Annotated in this window: 22 protein-coding genes; 12 read left to right on the top strand and 10 right to left on the bottom strand. The window is 66.9% G+C overall.

Annotation, left to right across the window (positions count from 1 at the left end; genetic code table 11):
• The first annotated feature begins 7 nt into the window (after nucleotides 1-7).
• Nucleotides 8-2161 carry a phage tail protein gene (locus PK98_RS11120; RefSeq protein ID WP_039096985.1) on the top strand — a complete coding sequence of 718 codons (2154 nt, stop codon included), beginning with the start codon at nucleotides 8-10 and terminating at the stop codon, nucleotides 2159-2161.
• A gap of 13 nt (nucleotides 2162-2174) precedes the next feature.
• The gene (locus PK98_RS11115) at nucleotides 2175-2648 is read left to right on the top strand and encodes a DUF2793 domain-containing protein (protein ID WP_039096984.1); all 474 of its coding nucleotides are present in this window, start codon (nucleotides 2175-2177) and stop codon (nucleotides 2646-2648) included.
• On the opposite strand, the gene queC is transcribed toward PK98_RS11115, so the two are convergent.
• The 5 genes from queC to PK98_RS17515 all read right to left on the bottom strand — a co-directional run bounded on the left by queC (nucleotide 2636) and on the right by PK98_RS17515 (nucleotide 7372).
• On the bottom strand, nucleotides 2636-3325 hold the full coding sequence (queC, locus tag PK98_RS11110) for a 7-cyano-7-deazaguanine synthase QueC (protein ID WP_039096983.1): 690 nt from the start codon (nucleotides 3323-3325) through the stop codon (nucleotides 2636-2638). The two genes, PK98_RS11115 and queC, sit on opposite strands and share 13 nt — an antisense overlap.
• Nucleotides 3326-3330: 5 nt before the next feature.
• Nucleotides 3331-4233: an Hsp33 family molecular chaperone HslO gene (gene hslO, locus PK98_RS11105; RefSeq protein ID WP_039097591.1), complete on the bottom strand. Its 903-nt coding sequence runs from the start codon at nucleotides 4231-4233 to the stop codon at nucleotides 3331-3333.
• 72 nt (nucleotides 4234-4305) lie between these two features.
• Nucleotides 4306-5238 (bottom strand): ornithine carbamoyltransferase, encoded by a 933-nt coding sequence (argF, locus tag PK98_RS11100; protein WP_039096982.1) that lies wholly within the window; start codon nucleotides 5236-5238, stop codon nucleotides 4306-4308.
• Nucleotides 5238-6428, bottom strand: a complete 1191-nt coding sequence (locus tag PK98_RS11095; RefSeq protein WP_039096981.1) for an aspartate aminotransferase family protein — start codon at nucleotides 6426-6428, stop codon at nucleotides 5238-5240. The genes argF and PK98_RS11095 overlap by 1 nt, the downstream gene beginning before the upstream one ends.
• Nucleotides 6429-6553: 125 nt before the next feature.
• Entirely contained in the window at nucleotides 6554-7372 is an 819-nt protein-coding gene (locus PK98_RS17515; RefSeq protein ID WP_039096980.1) for a cold-shock protein, read from the bottom strand.
• 207 nt (nucleotides 7373-7579) lie between these two features.
• Here PK98_RS17515 and PK98_RS11085 point away from each other — a divergent pair, with 207 nt between their 5' ends.
• Nucleotides 7580-8371 carry a TerC family protein gene (locus tag PK98_RS11085; protein WP_039096979.1) on the top strand — a complete coding sequence of 264 codons (792 nt, stop codon included), beginning with the start codon at nucleotides 7580-7582 and terminating at the stop codon, nucleotides 8369-8371.
• A 10-nt stretch (nucleotides 8372-8381) separates the two neighbouring features.
• Nucleotides 8382-8825 (top strand): TIGR01244 family sulfur transferase, encoded by a 444-nt coding sequence (locus PK98_RS11080; protein WP_039096978.1) that lies wholly within the window; start codon nucleotides 8382-8384, stop codon nucleotides 8823-8825.
• A gap of 19 nt (nucleotides 8826-8844) precedes the next feature.
• Here the strand turns inward: PK98_RS11080 and spt are convergent, their stop codons facing one another.
• On the bottom strand, nucleotides 8845-10095 hold the full coding sequence (spt, locus tag PK98_RS11075) for a serine palmitoyltransferase (protein ID WP_052208556.1): 1251 nt from the start codon (nucleotides 10093-10095) through the stop codon (nucleotides 8845-8847).
• On the bottom strand, nucleotides 10095-10343 hold the full coding sequence (locus PK98_RS11070) for an acyl carrier protein (protein ID WP_039096977.1): 249 nt from the start codon (nucleotides 10341-10343) through the stop codon (nucleotides 10095-10097). The genes spt and PK98_RS11070 overlap by 1 nt, the downstream gene beginning before the upstream one ends.
• A gap of 140 nt (nucleotides 10344-10483) precedes the next feature.
• On the opposite strand from PK98_RS11070, the gene PK98_RS11065 reads away from it, so the two are divergent.
• Genes PK98_RS11065 through PK98_RS11030 form a run of 8 tightly spaced genes read left to right on the top strand, consistent with a single transcriptional unit; the run spans nucleotide 10484 to nucleotide 15407 of the window.
• Complete coding sequence (locus PK98_RS11065) at nucleotides 10484-10759, top strand: DUF3572 family protein (RefSeq protein WP_039096976.1); 276 nt, start codon at nucleotides 10484-10486, stop codon at nucleotides 10757-10759.
• Nucleotides 10759-11385, top strand: coding sequence for an HAD family hydrolase (locus tag PK98_RS11060; protein WP_039096975.1), 627 nt, complete (start codon nucleotides 10759-10761; stop codon nucleotides 11383-11385). The genes PK98_RS11065 and PK98_RS11060 overlap by 1 nt, the downstream gene beginning before the upstream one ends.
• Nucleotides 11382-11837 (top strand): RidA family protein, encoded by a 456-nt coding sequence (locus PK98_RS11055; RefSeq protein ID WP_039096974.1) that lies wholly within the window; start codon nucleotides 11382-11384, stop codon nucleotides 11835-11837. The genes PK98_RS11060 and PK98_RS11055 overlap by 4 nt, the downstream gene beginning before the upstream one ends.
• A 47-nt stretch (nucleotides 11838-11884) precedes the next feature.
• Nucleotides 11885-13012: a GNAT family N-acetyltransferase gene (locus tag PK98_RS11050; protein WP_039096973.1), complete on the top strand. Its 1128-nt coding sequence runs from the start codon at nucleotides 11885-11887 to the stop codon at nucleotides 13010-13012.
• Nucleotides 13013-13017: 5 nt separating this feature from the next.
• Nucleotides 13018-13869, top strand: coding sequence for a tRNA glutamyl-Q(34) synthetase GluQRS (gene gluQRS, locus PK98_RS11045; protein WP_152608642.1), 852 nt, complete (start codon nucleotides 13018-13020; stop codon nucleotides 13867-13869).
• Complete coding sequence (locus PK98_RS11040) at nucleotides 13866-14096, top strand: HIG1 domain-containing protein (RefSeq protein ID WP_039096972.1); 231 nt, start codon at nucleotides 13866-13868, stop codon at nucleotides 14094-14096. Before gluQRS ends, PK98_RS11040 begins: the two co-directional genes overlap by 4 nt.
• A 58-nt stretch (nucleotides 14097-14154) precedes the next feature.
• Complete coding sequence (locus PK98_RS11035) at nucleotides 14155-15024, top strand: 3-hydroxyacyl-CoA dehydrogenase NAD-binding domain-containing protein (RefSeq protein WP_039097588.1); 870 nt, start codon at nucleotides 14155-14157, stop codon at nucleotides 15022-15024.
• A gap of 56 nt (nucleotides 15025-15080) precedes the next feature.
• On the top strand, nucleotides 15081-15407 hold the full coding sequence (locus PK98_RS11030; protein ID WP_039096971.1) for a hypothetical protein: 327 nt from the start codon (nucleotides 15081-15083) through the stop codon (nucleotides 15405-15407).
• A 12-nt stretch (nucleotides 15408-15419) separates the two neighbouring features.
• Here the strand turns inward: PK98_RS11030 and mutS are convergent, their stop codons facing one another.
• From mutS to PK98_RS11015, 3 genes are read right to left on the bottom strand one after another with little or no spacing between them, the layout of a single operon-like run.
• Nucleotides 15420-18017 (bottom strand): DNA mismatch repair protein MutS, encoded by a 2598-nt coding sequence (gene mutS / locus PK98_RS11025; RefSeq protein ID WP_235425491.1) that lies wholly within the window; start codon nucleotides 18015-18017, stop codon nucleotides 15420-15422.
• 38 nt (nucleotides 18018-18055) lie between these two features.
• Complete coding sequence (locus PK98_RS11020; RefSeq protein WP_052208554.1) at nucleotides 18056-18469, bottom strand: DUF4112 domain-containing protein; 414 nt, start codon at nucleotides 18467-18469, stop codon at nucleotides 18056-18058.
• Nucleotides 18470-18474: 5 nt separating this feature from the next.
• Complete coding sequence (locus tag PK98_RS11015) at nucleotides 18475-19977, bottom strand: ABC transporter substrate-binding protein (protein ID WP_039096970.1); 1503 nt, start codon at nucleotides 19975-19977, stop codon at nucleotides 18475-18477.
• Nucleotides 19978-20000 lie beyond the last annotated feature (23 nt).

Below are 20000 nucleotides of genomic sequence, written 5' to 3'. Positions count from 1 at the left end.
CATCATCATGGCTACTCTGGTTCTCACCGCACTCGGCACGGCCGTGGGCGGCCCGTTGGGCGGCGCGGCCGGCGCGATTCTGGGGCAGCAGCTCGATCACTCGATGGCGACGCCGGCAGCGAATGGGGGATCGCGGCTGCAGGATCTGACCGCCACGACATCCGCCTATGGCCAGCCGATCGCGCGACATTTCGGGCAGGTGAGGTCGACCGGCACGATCATCTGGGCGACGGACCTGATCGAACAGAGCGAAACATTGGGCGGCGGCAAGGGCCGGCCGTCCACCACCGGCTACAGCTATGCCGCGTCCCTGGCCGTGGCGCTGTCGAGTCGGCCGATCGTCGGGCTCGGGCGGATCTGGGCGGACGGGCACCTGCTGCGCGGCGCGGCCGGCGACCTGAAGGTCGCCGGGGCCCTGCGCGTGTATCGCGGGCATGGTGACCAGCAGCCGGATCCGCTGATCGCGGCGGATATCGGCCCGGCATGTCCGGCTTTTCGCGGACTGGCCTATTGCGTATTCGAAGGGCTGCAACTCGCATCCTTCGGCAATCGCATCCCTGCGCTGACCTTTGAGGTTATTGCTGACCAGGGCGATGTCTCGCTGGCCGAGATGGTGGCGCCGACCGGCGCAAATGCCATCCGGCCGCTGCAAGGGCTGTCGGGCTGGAGCGATGGCGGCGGCGGTCTGTCCGGGCAGCTGACGGAGTTCGATGCCCTTTACCCGCTGTCATACCGGCTTGGCGATCGGCTGGAGATAGCAGCACACGGTCAGGACGCAACGCTGGTGCTGCCGGAAGCGGCGGTGATCGACCGTGCCGCGGGGGATGAGGGTCTGATCGTTACTGGGCAGGCGCGGCGGACCGCAACTGCGGCGATGCCGGCGGGCATCCGCTATTTCGATCGTGCTCGCGACTATCAGATCGGCACGCAACTCGGCACCGGGGCGCTGCCCGGCAGCCATGCGCTGCTGGATTTTCCCGGGGTGCTGGATGCCGGGAATGCACGCCTGCTGGCGAGCCGTCTGGCGCAGTGTGCGCGTGCGCGCAGCGTTCGTGCAAGCTGGCGTTCGGCCGAGCTGGACCCGGCGATCGTGCCCGGCGCCATCGTGCGGATGCCAGGACGCACCGGGGACTGGCTGGTGGAAAGCTGGGAACTGGATGCGCATGGCGTGGCGCTGGAGCTGAGCCAGGTGCCGACAATGCTGACCCACGGCGTAACGGCCGATGCCGGTTCCGCCTTGCCCCAGCCGGATCTGGTCGGAGGGTCCACGATCCTGGCCGCTCTGGAACTGCCACCGGCATCCGTCGGGGTTTCCGCCTGGCAGATCCATGCTGCGGTGTCGTCCGAGAGCGTAGGCTGGGCGGGTGCTACCCTGTACGGGGAGCAGGACGGCAATCTGGTGCTCGCCGGCCATGCACAGCGGCCACGCAGCACCGTGGGACGGCTGGTGACACCGCTGCCGCCTTCGCCCGGAGTGCTGCTGGAGCGCGGGGCCGAACTGGAGGTGGCGATCCCGGCCGATCTTTGGCTGGGTAGCGTGGCCGCCGATGCACTGGCTGGCGGGGCCAATCGGGCAATGATCGGCGACGAAGTGGTGCAGTTCGTCACAGCCAGCCGGCTGGAGGCGGGACGCTGGCGTCTGCGCGGGCTGTTGCGCGGCCGTGGTGGCACGGAGCGGGCGGCCGGTAGTGGGCATGCTGCAGGAAGCCGGTTCGTGCTGCTGGACGATACGCTGGTGCCGATGGACATGAGCCGCATGGCAACCGGGGCGGACATGCAGGTGGCCGCGATCGGCCTGCTGGATGATGAGCCGGTGATGGCCGGGCTCGCCAATGTGCAAGGCTCCGTCCGGCCGCTTGCCCCGGTGCATGCCCGCAAGCGCAGGCTGGTCGATGGAGGCCTGGCGTTCAGCTGGACCCGGCGTGTCAGCGGCGCGTGGGAGTGGCCGGACATGCCGGGCATTGCCACGCCACAGCGTTACCAGATCGGCATCGGAACGGGCGGGACAGCGGCGAGCAGCTGGCTGGTCGAAGAGCCCCGGCTCGAGCTGACTGCGGCCATGCTGGCCGAATTGAGTGCGCGATATGCTGGGCAGCCGCTGTGGCTGCGCGAGGTCGGCGGGGATGTCCTGTCCGACCCGGTGCCGCTGATGATTCTTTGACTGGAGTAAACCGATGTCGGACCTGCTGAACTTTGCGGCGACGAGTGCACGCCATGGCCTGCCGCTGATCTTCCCCGGGCAGGTGCAGAAGGAGTTCTTCGTCAACGAAGCGCATGCCCTCGTGGATGCGCTGCTGCATCCCGTGGTGCTGGGCACGGCGACGTCCCCGCCAGCCGAGGCGGCGGACGGCGATTGCTGGATCGTGGGGGCGGAGCCCGGGTCCGCATGGGCGGGGCAGACGGACATGCTGGCATGCCGACAGGCGGGCACCTGGCTGTTTGCCGCGCCTTGCGATGGCCTGCGCGTCCATGACCGGACCAGCGGGGCGGACCTGCGTTACTGCGATGGTCGCTGGCGCGGAGCTGCCACGGTCCGTGCGCCGCAGGGTGGCGAGGTCGTGGACAGCGAGGCGCGCAAGGCTGTTGGCCAACTGATCACAGCGCTGACCGATGCCGGCCTGCTGCCGCGGGCAGGTCAGGCGGCGTAAGGGGTCGGGTCGATCAGCTGCGCGTCGGCAAAGCCCTTCCGGCGCAGGCGGCAGCTGTCGCAGGTGCCGCAGGCGATGCCATCAGGCGTCGGATCGTAGCAGGACCAGCTCATGCCCGGATCGAGCCCGAGCGCAGCGGCCTCCTGCGCGATGCGGGCCTTGCCCCAGTGCTGCAGCGGAGTGTGGATGGTAACGCCATGCCCTTCCACCCCGGCCTTTGTCGCCAGATTGGCCGTGGCGACGAAGCTGCTGATGAATTCCGGCCGGCAATCGGGATAGCCGGAATAATCCAGCGCATTGACGCCGATGAAGATGTCGCGGGCGCCCAGCGCTTCGGCCCAGCCCATGGCGAGCGACAGGAATATCATGTTGCGCGCGGGCACGTAGGTGACGGGAATATCGTCATCCACCCCGCTCGCCCCGGTCTTGGGCACTGCGATATCGCTGGTCAGGGCGGAGCCGCCAAACTGGCTCAGGTCCAGCGGCAGCACGACATGCGCGGCAACCTGCAGCTCTTGTGCAATCCGGGCGGCCGCCGACAGCTCTACCCGGTGCCGTTGATTATAATCCACGGTCAGCGCATGGACGGCATAGCCGCCCTGCCTGGCCAAGCCGGCGGCAACCATCGAATCCAGCCCGCCGGACAGCAGGACCACGGCCTTGGGCATGTCGCTCATCCGGGTCAGTCCTGGATGGCGAACTGGCGGGCGCAGAAGGCGCAATCGACCAGGATGACGCCGTCCTCGTTCTGCATCTCGCGTCGATCTTCCTTGGAGAAGCGGGACAGGATGCTGTCGTAATGCTCCAGCGAGCACCGGCAGCCTTTCTGCAGCACCGTGGTCTCGTGCACCATGACGGTGTCCTCGTCCGGGAACAGGCGCCGCAGGGCGGAGCGCAGGCCGGGCTCCTCCAGCAAGGCATCGTCGCGATCATCGGTGGTCCTGGCGAGCTGCGCGATGCAGGACCAGCCAAAGTCGCTGTCCAGGGTGTCCAGCCGGGTTCGGCCTTCCTCGCCATCGGGCAGATATTGCAGTAGCATGCCGGCGGCGGCAGGTTCGTCGCCATCGAGGTTGATGGCGGTCTGCAGGACGGTGGGAATCTGTTCGCTCTGGATGAAGTACTGGCGCACGACCTGTGTCATCGAGGCGCCGCGCAGTTCGACCAGGCCTTGGTAACGTTCCTTGCTGGCGGCCATGTCGAAGGTCACGACCAGGCGACCATCGCCGAACAGGCGCGCGAGATCTGGCAGGCGATCCTGCTGCAGGATGGCATCGTCACGGAACTGGACATAGCCGCGCACGCGCGAGTCGAGGAAATCGCACACCAGCAGTTCCACCACGCCGGAGGTGGACTGGGCCTGGATCGTCAACTGCCCGCTGCTTTTCTGGATCAGGCTGCCCATCAGGGTAGTGATGACCAGCGCCTCCGACAGCAGCAGGCGGATGACGGGAGGATAGTCGTGTGCCTGAAGGATTTCTGACAGGGCAGGCCCGATACGGGCGATCCGGCCCCGCACGCTTTTGTCGGGCAGGCTGAAGGTCAGGACCTGGTCGACATCATAAGTGGCGGTGAATTCGATTTGCATGGCGGCCATATAAGGTCTGCGGGGCTGGTGCAAAGGGTGCCAGGAAGGCCGCCTTTGCACCGCACACCGTGATCAGTTCAGCAGGCCTTGGCACCACAGGAGTACGGACTTCTGCGCGTGGATCCGGTTCTCGGCCTCGTCAAACACCAGCGATCGCGTGCTTTCGAACACGTCGACGCTGACTTCCTCGCCGACATGGGCGGGCAGGCAATGCAGGAACACCGCGTCCCGCCGCGCGACGGCAAACAGTGCATCGTTCACCTGGAACGGGGCGAGGGCTGCCAGTTTTTCTTCCTGGTGCGCCTGCCCCATCGAGACCCAGGTGTCGGTGACCAGAACGTCCGCCTCGCGCGCGGCAGTCAGCGGATCGGCGGTAACGGTGACGTTTGCTCCGGCTGCCTGGGCCGCGGAGATGGTTGTCGCGTTCGGCAGGTAGCCGGCAGGCGTGGCGATGCGCAGGTCGAAGCGGAACAGGCCTGCTGCCTCGATCAGGGAATGCAGCACGTTATTGCAATCGCCGAACCAGGCGACCTGCAAGCCAGCCAAGGAGCGGCCGCGTTCGTGCAAGGTGAGCAGATCGGCCATGATCTGGCACGGATGCGAAAGATCAGTCAGTCCGTTGATCACCGGCACCGTCGCATGATGCGCCAGTTCCAGCAGCTTGGCATGATCATCGGTGCGGATCATGATGGCATCCGCCATGCGGCTGAGCACCCGTGCCGTGTCGGCAATCGATTCGCCGCGGCCAAGCTGCGTGCTGGACGAGTCCAGCACGATGGCTGCGCCGCCGAGCTGGCGCATGGCGACGTCGAAGCTCACCCGGGTACGGGTGGAGCTTTTCTCGAACACCATGGCAAGTACGTGGCCATCAAGCGGGCGATCGGGGTCGGCGGCACCCTTCGGCAGCCCGGTCCGGGCATCCTTGCGGTTGGCGGCAACCGCGACCATCCGCTGCAGCGCCGTCGGATCGATATCCTTCAGATCGAGGAAGTGCTGATACCTCATCAGGCAACCTGCGACATCGGGAAGCTGGCGGCGCCGGCGGACAGCTTGGCAAAGAATTCCTCGATCTCCGCATCACCGATCACCAGCGGGGGCAGCAGGCGCAGCGTGTTGTCGCCCGCAGCGACGGTGAGGAGCTGATGATGGTCACGCAGATGCTGCATGAAGGCGCGCGGTTCGGTCCGGAGGCGCAGGCCGAGCATCAGGCCGCGGCCGCGGACCTCCTCGAACAGATCGGGATAGTTGCCGATGAACTGGTTCAGGCGTGTCTTCAGCCGATCGCTCAAGGTGCGCACATGCTCAAGGAAGACGGGGTCGCTCACTACATCCAGTACGGCGTTGCCCGCTGCCATGGCGAGCGGGTTGCCGCCATAGGTGGAGCCGTGAGTGCCGAAGGTCATGCCGCGCGCCGCCTTCTCCGTCGCCAGACAGGCGCCGAGAGGAAAGCCCCCGCCGATTCCCTTGGCGGTCGCGAGAATATCCGGCTGAAGGCCGAACTGTTCGTGCAGGTACATGGTCCCGGTGCGGGCCACGCCCGTCTGGACCTCGTCCAGCACCAGCATCAGATCGTGCTCGTCGGCCAGTTCGCGCAATCCTTGCAGGAACGGCTGCGACGCCAGCCGGATGCCGCCTTCGCCCTGCATCGGTTCTACCAGGAAACCGGCGGTTTGGGGTCCGATAGCTGCAGCCGCAGCTTGCAGATCTCCAAATTCGACATAGCGGAACCCTGGTAGCAGCGGCGCGAAACCGCTGTGCATCTTGGCCTGATCAGAGGCGCTGATCGTGGCCATGGTGCGCCCGTGAAAGGCATTGTTGAAGGTGATCAGCTCGAACCGGTTCGGGTCGCCGCCATGCTGGTGATAGGCGCGCGCAGTCTTGATCGCACATTCGACCGCCTCGGCACCGGAATTGGTGAAGAAGACGGTGTCGGCAAAGGTCAGGTCGACCAGGCGCTGCGCCAGCCGCTCGCCTTGCGGGCTGCCATACAGGTTGGACACGTGCATCAGCGTGGCGGCCTGCTGCTGGATGGCGCCGATCAGGCCGGGATGGGAGTGGCCCAGCAGATTGACCGCGATGCCGGCTGCAAAGTCGAGATAACGCGTGCCGTCTTCACCGATCAGGTGACAGTGATCGCCGCGCACCGGACGCACGGCGCATCTGGGATACACGGGCATCAGCGGGGTAATGGTCATCAACCTGGATCCTGGGCTGGCTCTGAAAGAATGATGGCGGCTCTCCCATGAAGGAAGAGCCGCCAGTAATGTACGCGGTTGTGACAGCAGGGAAGCAAGCGCTGGTCAGCCGACCAGCACCCGACTCACCCTTGCGCAGGCACCAGGTTCACCGCGGAGAACTTGCCACGTCGGTCGATCTCGAGATCGAACTCGAAGCGATCACCTTCGTTGATGCCGGGCAGGCCCGACCGTTCCACCGCGCTGATGTGGACGAAGGCATCTTCCTTGCCATCATCCCGCGTGATGAAGCCAAAGCCCTTCATCGCGTTGAAGAACTTGACGGTGCCCGAAGCACGCTCGCCTGTCAGCTGGCGCTGCTGCTGCGCGCTTTCCTGCGCCGGTTGTTCCGTGACAGGGATGATGTCGCCGCTGATCTGCAGGTCGGCAGCAGAGATCTTGCCGCCGCGATCGACCAGGTTGAAAGCAACTTCCTGTCCTTCGGCAAGGCTGGTCAGGCCAGCGCGCTCGACCTGGCTGATGTGGACGAACACGTCCGCACCACCTTCGTCACGCTGGATGAAGCCGAAGCCCTTCTGCGCGTTGAAGAACTTGACCTTGCCCTGGCCAGCTCCGACAACCTGTGCAGGCATGCCGCCAGCGCCGCCGCCTGCTCCGCCACCGGGACGAGGACCGCGCGGGCCGCCGAAGCCGCCACCACCACCGCCGCCGCCGAAGCCGCCACCGCCGCTGCGACCGCCGCCGCCGTAGCCGCCGCGCGACCCGCCGCTGTCACCGAATCGGTCACCGCCGCCGCCGCCACCGAAGCGATCACCGCCACCGCCCTGCCATCCATCATCGCCGAAGCGCGAGGGAGAGCCGCCGCCGAACGGGTCGAAGCTTTCTTCGCCGAAGCCATCCCGCTTGTCGCGTCCCCGGCCGCGACGACCTTTTTCATACCCCATGTACCGAACTTACCCTTGCTTTCCGTCCGTGACTGCCCGGCGGATAGAATTGTCACCGGCGGGCAGCGTCGCATATGCTCCGCCACTCCACCCGACCGCTATAGCTTACAAACAGGGGCGGTGCGAAGCATTAAAATGACCCGTGCGCCGAGCGGGTCGCGTCGTTCTTGACTTGCCTGCCTGCGGCCAAGTGCGCATCAGGGCTACATGCCCTATCTTGAACTGTTGACCGATCCCGCCGCCTGGCTGGCATTGCTGACCCTGATCGCTCTCGAGGTGGTACTGGGAATCGACAATCTGGTGTTCATCGCCATCCTGTCGAATCGGCTGCCGGCGCACCAGCAGCAGTTCGCCCGCCGACTCGGGCTTGGTCTCGCCTTGGGCATGCGTATCGCATTGCTGCTGCTGATCGGCTGGATCGTCACCTTGCAGGAACCGCTGTTCGATCTTGGTCTGGCTGGCGCTCCCGGCTACAATGGCCAGCCATCGTTCGAGACAGCCTTTTCCGGGCGTGACCTGATACTTCTGGCTGGTGGCCTGTTCCTGTTGTGGAAGGCGACAACGGAGATCCATCACAACATGGAGCCGGAGCAGCGCGGAGAAACCTTGCCCGGCGCTGCGAAAGCGGTGACCCAGCTGACCTTGCGCGCGGCGATCGCACAGATCGTGGCGCTGGACGTGGTGTTCTCCATCGATTCGATCCTGACCGCGGTCGGCATGACGGACGAGGTGCCGATCATGGTAACGGCGGTGATCATCACCGTCAGTATCATGCTCGTCGCGGCAGACCCGCTGTCACGCTTCATCGAGGACAATCCCACCCTGATCATGCTGGCCTTGTCGTTCCTGGTCATGATCGGGCTGGTGCTGATCGCCGACGGGTTCGGCTTCCACGTACCCAAGGGCTACATCTATGCGGCCATGGGTTTCTCGGTCATGGTGGAGCTGTTGAACATGGTGAAGCGGAGGCGGGGTACCGTCTTCGGCACGAAGGATTGAGGCAGGACCGATGAGCAAGTTAGTCGAAGTGGAGACAGGCTTTGCCGTCAGCCCGCAGCTTGAGCCGGGCGACCTGGATCAGGCGGCGGCGCAAGGCTACAGGCTGATCGTCAACAACCGGCCCGATGACGAGGAGAGCGGGCAGCCGGATGGCGCTAGCCTGGCGGATCAAGCCAAGCGCCTGGGGCTCGACTGGGTCGATATTCCGGTGACGCATGCGGGGTTCTCGGCCAGCCAGGTCGAGCGGCTGACCGCGGCGCTCGGGCAGGCGGACGGACCGGTACTGGCCTATTGTCGATCCGGCACGCGCTCCACCATGCTGTGGGCGCTGGCCCAGGCTCGCGCCGGGCGTCATCCGGCTGAGCTGCAGGACCGTGCATCCGCGGCTGGCTATGATCTTGCAGGGCTGCGGCCGTTGCTGGATCAGCAATACGCGGCCGCAGCCGCCCGCTGATTGCAGTGGGCGGGCCGGCTCAGATGATGCCCACCGCCTTGCCGGCCCGCTGGAACATGCCGAGGATGGTCTCGACTTCATCCTCGCTGTGCTCGGCACAGAGCGAACAGCGCAGCAGCGTCATGTTGGCGGGCGTGGCTGGCGGCCGGGCAAGATTGACGTAGAGCCCCTCGCGCAACAGCGCTTCCCACATCATCGCGCCCCGCTCCAAGTCCGGCATGATCACGGCCACGATGGCGCTCTGCGTTTCGGAAGTGCCGAGGCGAAAACCCTGTTCCAGCAGCCCTGTATGCAGGGTACGCGAATTGCGCCACAGCCGCGCGCGCTTGTCCGCGCCGTGCATCAGCTTGCGGATGCTGGTCGCCGCCGTCGCCACCACGGAAGGCGGGAGGCTGGCGGTGAAGACATAAGGACGGCAGACCAGGCGCAGGATCTCGAACTTGGGATGGTTGCTGACGCAGAAGCCGCCAACCGTGCCCACGCTCTTGCTGAAGGTGCCGATCACGAAATCGACCTGGTCCAGCACGCCCTGATCTTCGGCTACGCCGCGGCCGTTCGGGCCGATGAAGCCCATGGAGTGGGCCTCGTCCACCAGCACCATGGCGCCGTACTTCTTGGCGACGGCGATCATTTCCCTGAGCGGGGCGATGTCGCCCAGCATGGAATAGACGCCCTCGAGGATGACCAGCTTGCCGGCCCCTTCCGGGATGCGGCGCAGGCGCTTCTCCATGGCGTCGATGTCATTGTGCTTGAACGGCACGACCTCGGCATTGCCCAGTGCACAGCCGTCCCAGATGCTGGCATGGCTGTCGATGTCGAGGACGATGTAGTCGCCCTTTCCGGCCATCGTGCTGATGATGCCGAGATTGGCTTGGTAGCCGGTGGAAAACACCATGGCATGATCCATGCCGTAGAACTCGCGCAGCGCGTCCTCGCATTCACGATGGCCCTGGTAGGTACCGTTCAGCACGCGGCTGCCGGTGGTGCCGCTGCCATATTCCGCCAGTGCCTGCGTGCCGGCGGCGATCACGTCCGGGTCGAAGGTCATGCCCATGTAATTGTAGGTGCCCAGCAGGATCGTGTCCCGCCCGCTGCAAATGGCGCGTGTCGGGCTGAGCACCTTTTCCATCACCAGGTTGAACGGATCGGTGACGCCGCTGTCCAGCAGAGCGGTGCGCATGCCGATCACGCCATCAAACTTGCTGAACAGATCGGGGCCCGCGCCCGCCAGCACCTCGGGCCGGTCGGCCTCGCTCACACCCTCGCTCATCAGGCGTCGTTCCCTGCCAGGGTGCCGACCGCGGTGACGAGCTGGCCGTAATTCTCGATCTCGGCCTGCTGGTTCATGCTGATGATGACGTCGAACTCGTCCTCGATCTCGGCGACGAAATCCATCACTGTCAGGCTGTCGAATTCCAGATCGCCGGCAAAGGTCGTTGCATCGGTGATGGCGACATCCTTCTTGTTGAAAGGTTCGATCAGCGTTCTGATACGGCTGTCGATGGCGGCGCGGTCCATGGCATGTCTTTCGCTAGCTTGATGGGCTGGGCAAAGCGGCGGGCGCGGTCCATGTCAAGCATGGCCGTGACGTGCCCCGCCTCGACAAGCGTGTTGCGATACCCCATCTGGCCCGCACCTGAACCACGGGAGCGGGTCTCATGCTGCGCACATCATCACCTGAACCGCACGACCCGGCCGAGCTGGCGCTGGGCGCACTTGCCTGGTTGCTGGGCGACAGCCTGCGGGCGCAACGCTTCCTGGATCTGACCGGCCTGACGCCCGATGCCCTGCGCACGTCCATCGCCGAATGCCCTACACAGGCCGCGGTGCTGGATTTCCTTTCCGCGCACGAGCCGGATCTGGAAGGGGCGGCCGATGCGCTGGGCATCATGCCGGAACAGCTAGCCGGCGCGCGGCGGCGACTGCCCTGCTGATGCCGCGTCCACTGGTCATTTCCGATTGCGACGAGGTGTTGCTGCACATGGTGCGGCATTTCCGCGATTGGCTGGACGCCGAGCACGGCGTCACCTTCGACCTGACGGGTGCCTCCTTCGCGCAGTCCATGCGGCGTGACGCCGCGGTACTGAAAGAAGCGGAGATGTGGCTGCTGCTGAACGACTTCTTCGATACCGAAATGCCGCGCCAGACTCCCATCGAAGGTGCGCTGGAGGCGATCGCCGAGTTGCAGCGCGAGGCGGACGTGGTCATCCTCACCAATCTGCAGGACCGCTTCGGCGCAGCCCGGACCGCGCAGCTGCGGGCCTTCGGCGTGGATGTGCCGGTCTTCACCAATCAGGGGCCGAAGGGCGCCCGCATCCGGCAGATCATGGACGAGCATGGCGCGCCTCGCGCCGTTTTCATCGACGATCTGGCGCAGCACCATGCCTCTGCTGCCGAACATGCGCCGCTTGTCGGCCGGCTGCATTTCTGCGGCGAGCCGGCGATTGCGGGGCAAGTGCCCTGTGCGTTGAGTGCCGGCCATGCGCATGCCCGGATCGACAACTGGGCCGACGCAGTGCCATGGCTGCTGGACAATCTTCACCGGAAGGAGCCTGCATGACCATCCACGCCCGCATCGCCGAACTCGGCCTGACGCTACCCACGGCCGCCGCACCGGTGGCATCCTATGTGCCACTGGTGGTGGTCGGCAACATGGTCCACCTGTCGGGGCAGCTGCCCTTCATTGATGGCCAGCTGGTGACCGGCCGGTTGGGGGAGAGCATCGCGACGGAGCAGGGCGGCGATGCCGCGCGTGCCTGCGGGCTGATGATCCTGGCGCAGCTGGACGCCGCCGGCCTGCTGGACCGGGTGGATCGTGTGGTGAAGCTGGGCGCATTCGTCAGCTCGACTCCGGATTTCACCGACCAGCCCAAGGTCGCCAATGGTGCATCGGACCTGATGGTGGCGGTGTTCGGCGAAGCAGGCAAACATGCCCGCAGCGCGGTCGGGGTGCCGGCCCTGCCGCTCGGCGCCGCAGTAGAGGTCGATGCGATCTTCGCCTTGCGCGACTGATCAGCGGTCTCGCAATCCGGGCGGGCAGTCCCCAGTTTCGATCATGCATGCCTGACCTGGTCGCCCGCCTCGCCCCCAGCTTCACCTCTATCGATGCCGACCGGTGGGATTCACTGGCCGGGGCCAACCCGTTTACCCGTCATGCCTTTCTCACCTCGCTGGAAGAATCAGGCAGCATCGGTCCGGGCACTGGCTGGAGCCCGGCGCCGATCCTGCTGGAGGATGGCGAGGGCACGCTGCTGGGTGCGCTCCCGTCGTGCCTGAAAGCGCACAGTCAGGGCGAGTACGTGTTCGATCACGCTTGGGCCGATGCATGGGAGCGGGCTGGCGGCGATTACTACCCCAAGCTGCAGATCGCCGCGCCGTTCACGCCCGCCACCGGCCCGCGACTGTTGGTGCGCGATGACGCCTATGCCGCTCCACTGCTGCGCGCGGCGGAGCAATTGTGCATGCAGAACGACATCTCGGGTGCGCACGCCACCTTTGTGGAGCCGGCGCAGTTGCCACTGTTCGAGCAGGCGGGCTGGCTGGGGCGCAGCGATATCCAGTTTCACTGGACGAACCGCGGCTATTCCACCTTCGATGACTTCCTGGGAGAGCTTTCCAGTGCCAAGCGCAAGAACCTGCGCAAGGAACGGGCCAAGGCGCAGGAGGGCGTCACCATCCAGGCGCTCACCGGGGACGAGATCACCGAAGCGCATTGGGACGCCTTCTGGGTGTTCTATCAGGATACAGGCGCTCGCAAGTGGGGCCAGCCCTACCTGACCCGAGAGGCCTTCAGCCTTCTGGGGCAGCGAATGGGCGAGCATGTCCTGCTGCTGTTCGCGCTGGTAGAGGGTCAGCCGATCGCCGGCGCGTTGAACTTCATCGGTCCGGATGCGCTGTATGGGCGGTACTGGGGGTGCGTCGTGGACAAGCCGTTCCTGCATTTCGAACTGTGCTATTATCAGGCAATCGATCATGCCATTTCCCGCGGCCTTACCCGGGTGGAGGCAGGGGCACAGGGCGGGCACAAGCTGGCGCGCGGTTACGAGCCGGTGCAGACCTGGTCGATGCACTTCATCGCCGATCCCGGTTTTCGCCGCGCCATTGCCGATTATCTGGAGCACGAGCGGGCCGGTATCGCAGCCGACCAGCTGGTGCTGGATGCCCGCACTCCCTTCCGCAAGGCTTGATCCCCTTGCCGGAAATTACCCGCTTTGCCCCCAGCCCCAATGGCGTGCTGCATCTGGGTCATGCCTACAGCGCGATCAGGGCCCATGATCTCGCCGGTGCGAACGGCGCCTTCCTGCTGCGCATCGAGGATATCGATGGCGAGCGTTCCCGCGTGGACCTGGCGAGCGGATTTCGGGCAGATCTCGCTTGGCTGGGCCTGGCATGGGCTGAAGTGCCGCAGCAATCGGCGCGCCTCGACAGCTATCGCGCCGCGGCCGAACGGCTCCGCGGCGAAGGGCTGCTTTATCCCTGTACCTGTACCCGCGCGCAGATTGCGCAGGCTGCCGGCACGATCGGTGCGGATGGGCCAGTCTACCCCGGTACCTGCCGCAATGGCGTGACCGATCCATCCGCCCCCGCCGCGTGGCGGCTGGACGTGGCGGAGGGGCTCCGCCGCACGGGCCCGCTGACCTGGCACGATGCGCTGGCGGGAGAGCAGCAGGCACGGCCCGACCTGCTCGGCGACGTCGTGCTGGTGCGCAAGGACGCGGCCACGCCCGCCAGCTACCATCTTGCCGCCACGCTGGACGATGCTGCCGACGGTGTCACCCTGGTGACCCGGGGCCTGGACCTGTTCGCCGCCACCCATGTCCATCGACTGCTGCAGGCGCTGCTCGACCTGCCGGTGCCGCGCTGGCATCATCATGGCCTGCTGGCGGAAGCGGATGGGCGCAAGCTGGCAAAGCGGCGCGGCTCCCCGGCGCTGAGCGACCTGCGGCATGCCGGGGAGGACGGGCCGGCGCTTGCCGCGGATCTGCGCGCCGGCCGCTTTCCGGCTGGCCTCCATCTGGCGCGAAGCGTAGGGTGCTATTCATGAATACATTTCTGGTCATCGTGATCATCATCCTGGCCGTGCTGGTGGTCGTATCCATGGTGCGCGGGATCGTCGCTTTCATGCAGACGACCAAGATCGACCTGGAGAGTGGCGATTCCACCAACCTGGTCGAGTTGCAGGAGCGGCAGAACAAGATGATGTTCAACCGCATCAAGTATCAGGCGCTAGCGATCGTCGTGGTGGCGCTGCTGCTGCTGTTCAACCGCTAGGCTTGCCCCCGCGCGACCCGCCGCTAGGGTGCGGCGCGACGGCTGGCAGGAGACAAGCGTGGACACGATCGGCATCATCGGGGCGGGGCAGATGGGCGCAGGGATCGCGCAGGTCGCGGCCGTCAGCGGCGCGCGCGTGTTCCTGGCCGACCGCGACCTGGCCATCGCCGACAAGGCCCGGACCGGTATCGGCAAGCGGCTGGCGCGGCTGGTGGACAGGGACCAGCTGAGCACCGAAGCCGCCGCCGCAGCGCTGGAGCGCATCACCCCCACCGCCGACTATGCCCCCATGGCGCAGGCCGCGCTCATCATTGAGGCCGCGACCGAGAACGAGAGCATCAAGCACGCCATCTTCGCCGAAGCGGCCAAGGTGCTGGCGCCCGATGCTGTGCTGGCCAGTAACACTTCCTCCATCTCCATCACCCGCATGGCGGCCAGCGTGCCCGATCCTGCCCGCTTCATCGGCCTGCACTTCTTCAATCCGGTGCCGGTGATGCAGCTGGTGGAACTGATCCCGGGCCTCGCCACCGATCCGCAGGTGGTCGCGCAGATGCGCGCCTTTGCGGAGAAGCTCGGCAAACAGGTGGTGCTGAGCCAGGATGCGCCCGGCTTCATCATAAATCGCGTGCTGATGCCGATGATCAACGAAGCGGTGTTCGTGCTGGGCAACGGCACAGCGGGCATCGCGGATATCGACATCGGCTGCCGGCTCGGCCTCAATCATCCGATGGGACCGCTGGAACTGGCCGACTTTATCGGGCTCGACACCTGTCTGGAGATCATGCGCGTGCTGTTCACCGGCACCGGCGACACCAAGTACCGGCCGGCGCCGCTGCTGGTGCAATATGTCGATGCCGGATGGCTGGGGAAGAAGACCGGACGCGGCTTCTACGACTGGTCGGGCGACGAGAAGGTGCCCACCCGCTGAAGGGAGGGAACGTGCGATGGCCGGTCCGGGTTGTCCCCTCACAAAGGAGACCTACCATGATCGACCGTCTCACCGGCGAAGACGCACCTGAACTGGCCAATAGCGAGCAGGATGACGAAAGCGAGCAGACCCATACGGTTGCCGACGAGGCGCTGGAGGGCGAAGGTCGTGCCGCCAGCCCGCTCGACAGCAGGAAGTCCGATAATGACAGCGACCTGATGGATGATTCCACGCAGGATCTGGTCGATCACATGCGCGACATGGAACAGTCGGGCCGGATCGACATGAGCGCCTATCTTGGCGAGGACAATCACGACGACAATGAGGACAAGTACGGGGACGACAGCAAGGTCGACCCCGATCTGCCAAGCGACGACAGCTAGTCCCGCCCCGACCTATTCCCCCGCCAGGCGCCGTAATTCGTAAAGCAGATCGAGCGCGTCGCGGGGGGACAGGGTGTCGATATCAAGGCTGCCGAGCCGTTCGCGCAAGGCGTCGGATCGTTCCTCCGCCGCCTCCAGCGCGGCCGCGAAGAGGGGCAGTTCGCCCAGACCAGCTGCCAGCCCCCCGGTTTCCGCACGGCCCTTTTCCAGCCGCGCCAGCACGCCCTTGGCGCGCTTCAATACCGGCGCTGGAACGCCTGCCAGACGGGCAACGGCAATGCCGTAGGACCGGTCCGCTGCTCCTTGCGCGACTTCGTGCAGCAGGACCAGATCGCCCTTCCACTCCCGTGCGCGTACATGATGCAGGCTCAGCGCCTCGCAGCTTTCGGCCAGCCGGGCGAGTTCGTGGTAGTGCGTCGCAAACAGGCAGCGGCTGCGGTTGGTGGCGTGGATCGCCTCCGCCACGGCCCAGGCCAGCGCCAGCCCGTCATAGGTCGATGTGCCGCGGCCGACCTCGTCCAGGATCACGAAGCTGCGTTCCGTCGCCTGGGACAGGATCGCGGCGGTTTCCACCATCTCGACCATGAAGGTCGATCGTCCGCGCGCCAGATTGTCAGCTGCGCCGACCCGGCTGAACAGCCGGTCGATCAGCCCGATGCGGGCCGAGGATGCGGGTACGAAGCTGCCAGCCTGGGCCAGCACCGCGATCAGCGCATTCTGCCGCAGGAACGTGGACTTGCCGCCCATGTTCGGCCCGCCGATCAGCCAGAGCCGATCGTCGGGCACCAGCTGGCAATCATTGGCGACGAACCGCTCGCCTGCCTTGGCAAGCGCTTCCTCCACCACCGGGTGTCGTCCACCGATGATCGTCAGGCACGGCTCGTCGGCCAGCCCGGGCCTGGCCCAGCCGCCTTCGCCCGCGCGCTCCGCGAGGCCGGCGGCGACATCGATCCGAGCGAGGGCGGCCGCGGTTCCGGCGATTGCCTCGCGCGCGGCGCAGGCCCGCTCGATCAGCTCTTCGAAATGCGCCTCCTCCGCCGCCAGCGCGCGACCGCCGGCCTCGGCGATGCGGCTGGCTTCCTCGTGCAGGGTCAGCGAATTGAAGCGCATCGCATTGGCCGTGGTCTGCCGGTGCGTGAAGCTGCCCTCGCCATGCAGCAGCACTTCGCCATGTCTGGCCGGCACCTCGATGAAATAGCCGAGCACGCCGTTGTGCCGGATTTTCAGCGCACCGATCCCGGTTTCCGTACGGTAACGGGCCTCCAGCGCAGCGATGGCCCGGCGCGCATCGCCTGACGTGTCACGCAGGGCGTCCAGCGCCGGATCATAGCCGGGCGCGATAAAGCCGCCGCTGCCACGCTCCGTCGGGGGCGTGGCGACCAGCGCGCGGGCCAGCAGATCGGTCAGGGCATCATGCCCCGCCAGCGCCGGCAGCAATTGCCGCAGCAGCACGGGATGGTCGGGCCGCGGACTCAACAGCCCGGCGATCCACGCGGCCTCGCACAAGCCATCGCGCAGCTGGCCCAGATCACGTGGAGATCCGCGACCGGCGACGATCCGGCCAAGCGACCGGCCGATATCGGGCAGCGACCGCAGCGCCACGCGCAGGTCTGCGCGGATCAGCGGATCGGCATGGAACCATTGCACCAGGTCCAGCCGGGCCTCGATCCCGGGCCGCTGCGCCAGCGGGGCGGACAGGTCGTCGCACAGCAACCGCGCACCGGCCCCGGTGACGCAGCGGTCCACTGCGGCCAGCAATGATCCTGCCCGTCCGCCGCCCTGCGCCTCCGTCAGCTCCAGCGAGGCGCGGGTCGCGGCATCCATGAACAAGGCGCCTGTCGCGGCGCGTGCCGTCGGGGGCAGCAGCAGTGGCAAGGTACCGCGCCCGACATGGTCGAGATAGGCCAGCAACCCGCCGGCTGCCGCGAGCATCGGCCGGGTGAAGCTGCCCCAGCCATCCAGCGTCGCCACGCCATGCGCCGCGCACAGCAACCGCTCGCCCGTCTCGCTGGTGAAGCTGCTACGCGGCCGGGCGATTGCGCCCGCCGGGGCGTCCTCCATGCCTTCGGTCACCAGCACCTCGCTCGCCGCCAGGCGGGCCAGCGTGGCCGGCAGGTCGGCGGCGGCGCATTCCTCCAGCTCCATCCGGCCGGTCGATATGTCGATGCTGGCCAGTCCCAGTCGGTCCCGCACCGGGGCCAGCGCGACCAGCAGGTTGGCCCGCCGCGGCTCCAGCAGGGCCTCCTCCGTCAGCGTGCCGGCGGTGACGAAGCGGATGATCTGGCGCGCCACCAGCGCCTTGGATCCGCGGCGCTTCTTCGCTTCCTCCGGCGTCTCGACCTGTTCCGCGATCGCCACCCGGTTGCCCGCGCGGATCAGGCGCGCAAGGTAGCTTTCCGCCGCATGGACCGGCACGCCGCACATCGGGATCGGCGCGCCGTCATGCTCGCCGCGCGTGGTCAGGGCGATGTCGAGCACCTGCGCGGCAATGCGGGCGTCATCGAAGAACAGCTCGAAGAAATCGCCCATGCGATAGAACAGCAGGCAATCGCCGGCCTCCGCCTTCAGGGCGAGGTATTGCGCCATCATGGGGGTGGGGGTGTCGGCCATCGCGTGCCGCTACAGCGTCCGGGCCGCTGCGGAAAGGGTCAGCGCTGTTCGATGATCGGGTGGTGCTTGTCCAGATGGCGGCGGATGATGCGCAGGTTGCGGGTGTTGGACCGGAACAGCCAGTCGAACAGGTCGCCCGCCACCGGCACCGCCCCTACGGTGGTATCCAGCGCCAGATTGCCGGCCATGCGCGCCAGTTGCCAGCGCGACATGCCCAGGTTGCGCGCCTCCCAGATCAGGTACGATCCCATGGCGGCGGCAACCAGGTCGCCCGCCACCGGCACCAGCCCGATGATCGCGTCCAGCCCGATCGGCCGGTTGATGCCGGGCACGGTGAAGGCCCGCTCCAGCAGATGTTCCAGCGCCTCCACCCGCGCGCGCACCGCCTGCGGGTCACGTCCGCCGCTCAGCGGATTGATACGGGGCATCGGGCGGGGGCGCTGGATTTCCATCGACCCTATCTGATGATCTCTGCCAATGGCGGCAAGGGGTGGAAGCCCCAGGCGTTGGGGGCAAAGCCCGTGATGCTGCTGCGCACCTGCGCCCAGCGGATCGGCTGGCCGAACGGAATGAAGACATTCGCCTGGGCGAGCGCCTGTTCCGCCTCCGCCAGCAGGCGTGTGCGACCGGCTGTGTCGGATGCGGCCTGCGCCTGGGCGACCAGGGCATCCGCGGCCGACACGCACAGCCCGCCGGCGCGCTGAACGCCACAGTCGAACTGGTGCAGGAACCATTCGGGTGCCCCGTACCGTGCCACCCGGTCGACCAGCATCAGGTCGGCATCCGGCGCGTCGGCCGCCACCCGCTCCAGCCGGATGCCGGAGGTCGCCAGTTGCGCGGCGAGGGTGTCGAACAGCCGGTCGAGCCCCGGCGCCCGGCGCAGTGCGAGTGTCAGGCGCGGTGCCTGCCCGCCATTGGCCGCACTCCAGCGCGCGATCCGCAGCGCGGCGGCTGCCTGCCGCTGCGCGATGGGCACGGCGGCCCAGCGTTCGCCCACCAGCCCCGGATCGGCGGGCAGGTCGGGTGCCACCATGCGGTTCGTCGGGGTCCAGCCGCCAATCCCGAACGGTTCGATCAGGGCAGCCCGGTCCACCGCCAGCGCCACTGTCTCGCGCCCCGCATCCGTCGCCAGCAGACCTTCGGCATGCCGCACATGCAGGCCGAACAGCCCCAGCACCGGGTCAAGCCGCACCGTGCCACGCGACAGCGGGCCGGTGTTGGCCAGCGGCCAGTCCGCGATCCCGGCGCCCAGCACCAGATCGATCGATCCTTCGTCAAAACCGGCCAGCGCCTGCTGGATGGTCATGGGTCGCAGCAGCAGCGGCCGGACATGATCGGACCAGTCGGCCTGTTCGGGCAGGCCGCGCGCGGCCGGCGGACGCATGACCAGCACCGCGGCCCGGCCTTGCTGTTCCAGCACCATGTCGCCGGTACCGCCGCCTTCATGCACCAGCACCAGCTCCGGTTGTGCCAGCAGGTGCAGCAGATACGGCGTGGGCGCGGCCAGCCGGATCTCGACCACACGGCCGGCCATTGCCCGCACATCGGCTACGGATCTGAGGTCCAGTCCCAACGGGGTGCCGTCCAGCCGCCGCAGGGCGCTGCGCAGCCGCCGCCGGACGCTTTCCGCCGTCAGGTCGCTGCCATCCGGCCATTCCCCGTCACGCAGGCGGAAGATGAAGGACAGCCCGTCCTCCGTCACGATCCAGCGGTCGGCCAGTGCCGGCACGACCTCGCCCGCGGCGTTCAGCGTCACCAGCCCGGTCTCGGTGGCGGCCCGCATGTGCGATGCGGCAGAGGTCAGGCGCAGGTCACGCGCGGGATCGGGATTGTCGACGGTCGCACCGCCATCCACGAAGGCGATGTCCAGTGCGCCTTCCGCAGGGCCGCCGCAGGCGGACAGCAGCGGAGCGGCCGCCAGCAGCAGCAGTGCGGCAATAGGGGGAAGGGCACGCGCCATGCCGAACCGCTTAAGCGGGCGCT

The sequence above is a fragment of the Croceibacterium mercuriale genome (genome assembly GCF_000802385.1).
Lineage (GTDB): Bacteria > Pseudomonadota > Alphaproteobacteria > Sphingomonadales > Sphingomonadaceae > Croceibacterium > Croceibacterium mercuriale.
Note: the sequence above shows the minus strand (reverse complement) of the source record. Positions and strands in the feature narration are given on the sequence as shown.

Bases quoted from the DNA above. Each gene is read 5' to 3' on its own strand.
- PK98_RS11120 (WP_039096985.1), top strand. From the start codon at position 8: ATGGCTACTCTGGTTCTCACCGCACTCGGCACGGCCGTGGGCGGCCCG.
- PK98_RS11115 (WP_039096984.1), top strand. From the start codon at position 2,175: ATGTCGGACCTGCTGAACTTTGCGGCGACGAGTGCACGCCATGGCCTG.
- queC (WP_039096983.1), bottom strand. From the start codon at position 3,325: ATGAGCGACATGCCCAAGGCCGTGGTCCTGCTGTCCGGCGGGCTGGAT.
- hslO (WP_039097591.1), bottom strand. From the start codon at position 4,233: ATGCAAATCGAATTCACCGCCACTTATGATGTCGACCAGGTCCTGACC.
- argF (WP_039096982.1), bottom strand. From the start codon at position 5,238: ATGAGGTATCAGCACTTCCTCGATCTGAAGGATATCGATCCGACGGCG.
- PK98_RS11095 (WP_039096981.1), bottom strand. From the start codon at position 6,428: ATGACCATTACCCCGCTGATGCCCGTGTATCCCAGATGCGCCGTGCGT.
- PK98_RS17515 (WP_039096980.1), bottom strand. From the start codon at position 7,372: ATGGGGTATGAAAAAGGTCGTCGCGGCCGGGGACGCGACAAGCGGGAT.
- PK98_RS11085 (WP_039096979.1), top strand. From the start codon at position 7,580: ATGCCCTATCTTGAACTGTTGACCGATCCCGCCGCCTGGCTGGCATTG.
- PK98_RS11080 (WP_039096978.1), top strand. From the start codon at position 8,382: ATGAGCAAGTTAGTCGAAGTGGAGACAGGCTTTGCCGTCAGCCCGCAG.
- spt (WP_052208556.1), bottom strand. From the start codon at position 10,095: ATGAGCGAGGGTGTGAGCGAGGCCGACCGGCCCGAGGTGCTGGCGGGC.
- PK98_RS11070 (WP_039096977.1), bottom strand. From the start codon at position 10,343: ATGGACCGCGCCGCCATCGACAGCCGTATCAGAACGCTGATCGAACCT.
- PK98_RS11065 (WP_039096976.1), top strand. From the start codon at position 10,484: ATGCTGCGCACATCATCACCTGAACCGCACGACCCGGCCGAGCTGGCG.
- PK98_RS11060 (WP_039096975.1), top strand. From the start codon at position 10,759: ATGCCGCGTCCACTGGTCATTTCCGATTGCGACGAGGTGTTGCTGCAC.
- PK98_RS11055 (WP_039096974.1), top strand. From the start codon at position 11,382: ATGACCATCCACGCCCGCATCGCCGAACTCGGCCTGACGCTACCCACG.
- PK98_RS11050 (WP_039096973.1), top strand. From the start codon at position 11,885: ATGCCTGACCTGGTCGCCCGCCTCGCCCCCAGCTTCACCTCTATCGAT.
- PK98_RS11040 (WP_039096972.1), top strand. From the start codon at position 13,866: ATGAATACATTTCTGGTCATCGTGATCATCATCCTGGCCGTGCTGGTG.
- PK98_RS11030 (WP_039096971.1), top strand. From the start codon at position 15,081: ATGATCGACCGTCTCACCGGCGAAGACGCACCTGAACTGGCCAATAGC.
- mutS (WP_235425491.1), bottom strand. From the start codon at position 18,017: ATGGCCGACACCCCCACCCCCATGATGGCGCAATACCTCGCCCTGAAG.
- PK98_RS11020 (WP_052208554.1), bottom strand. From the start codon at position 18,469: ATGGAAATCCAGCGCCCCCGCCCGATGCCCCGTATCAATCCGCTGAGC.
- PK98_RS11015 (WP_039096970.1), bottom strand. From the start codon at position 19,977: ATGGCGCGTGCCCTTCCCCCTATTGCCGCACTGCTGCTGCTGGCGGCC.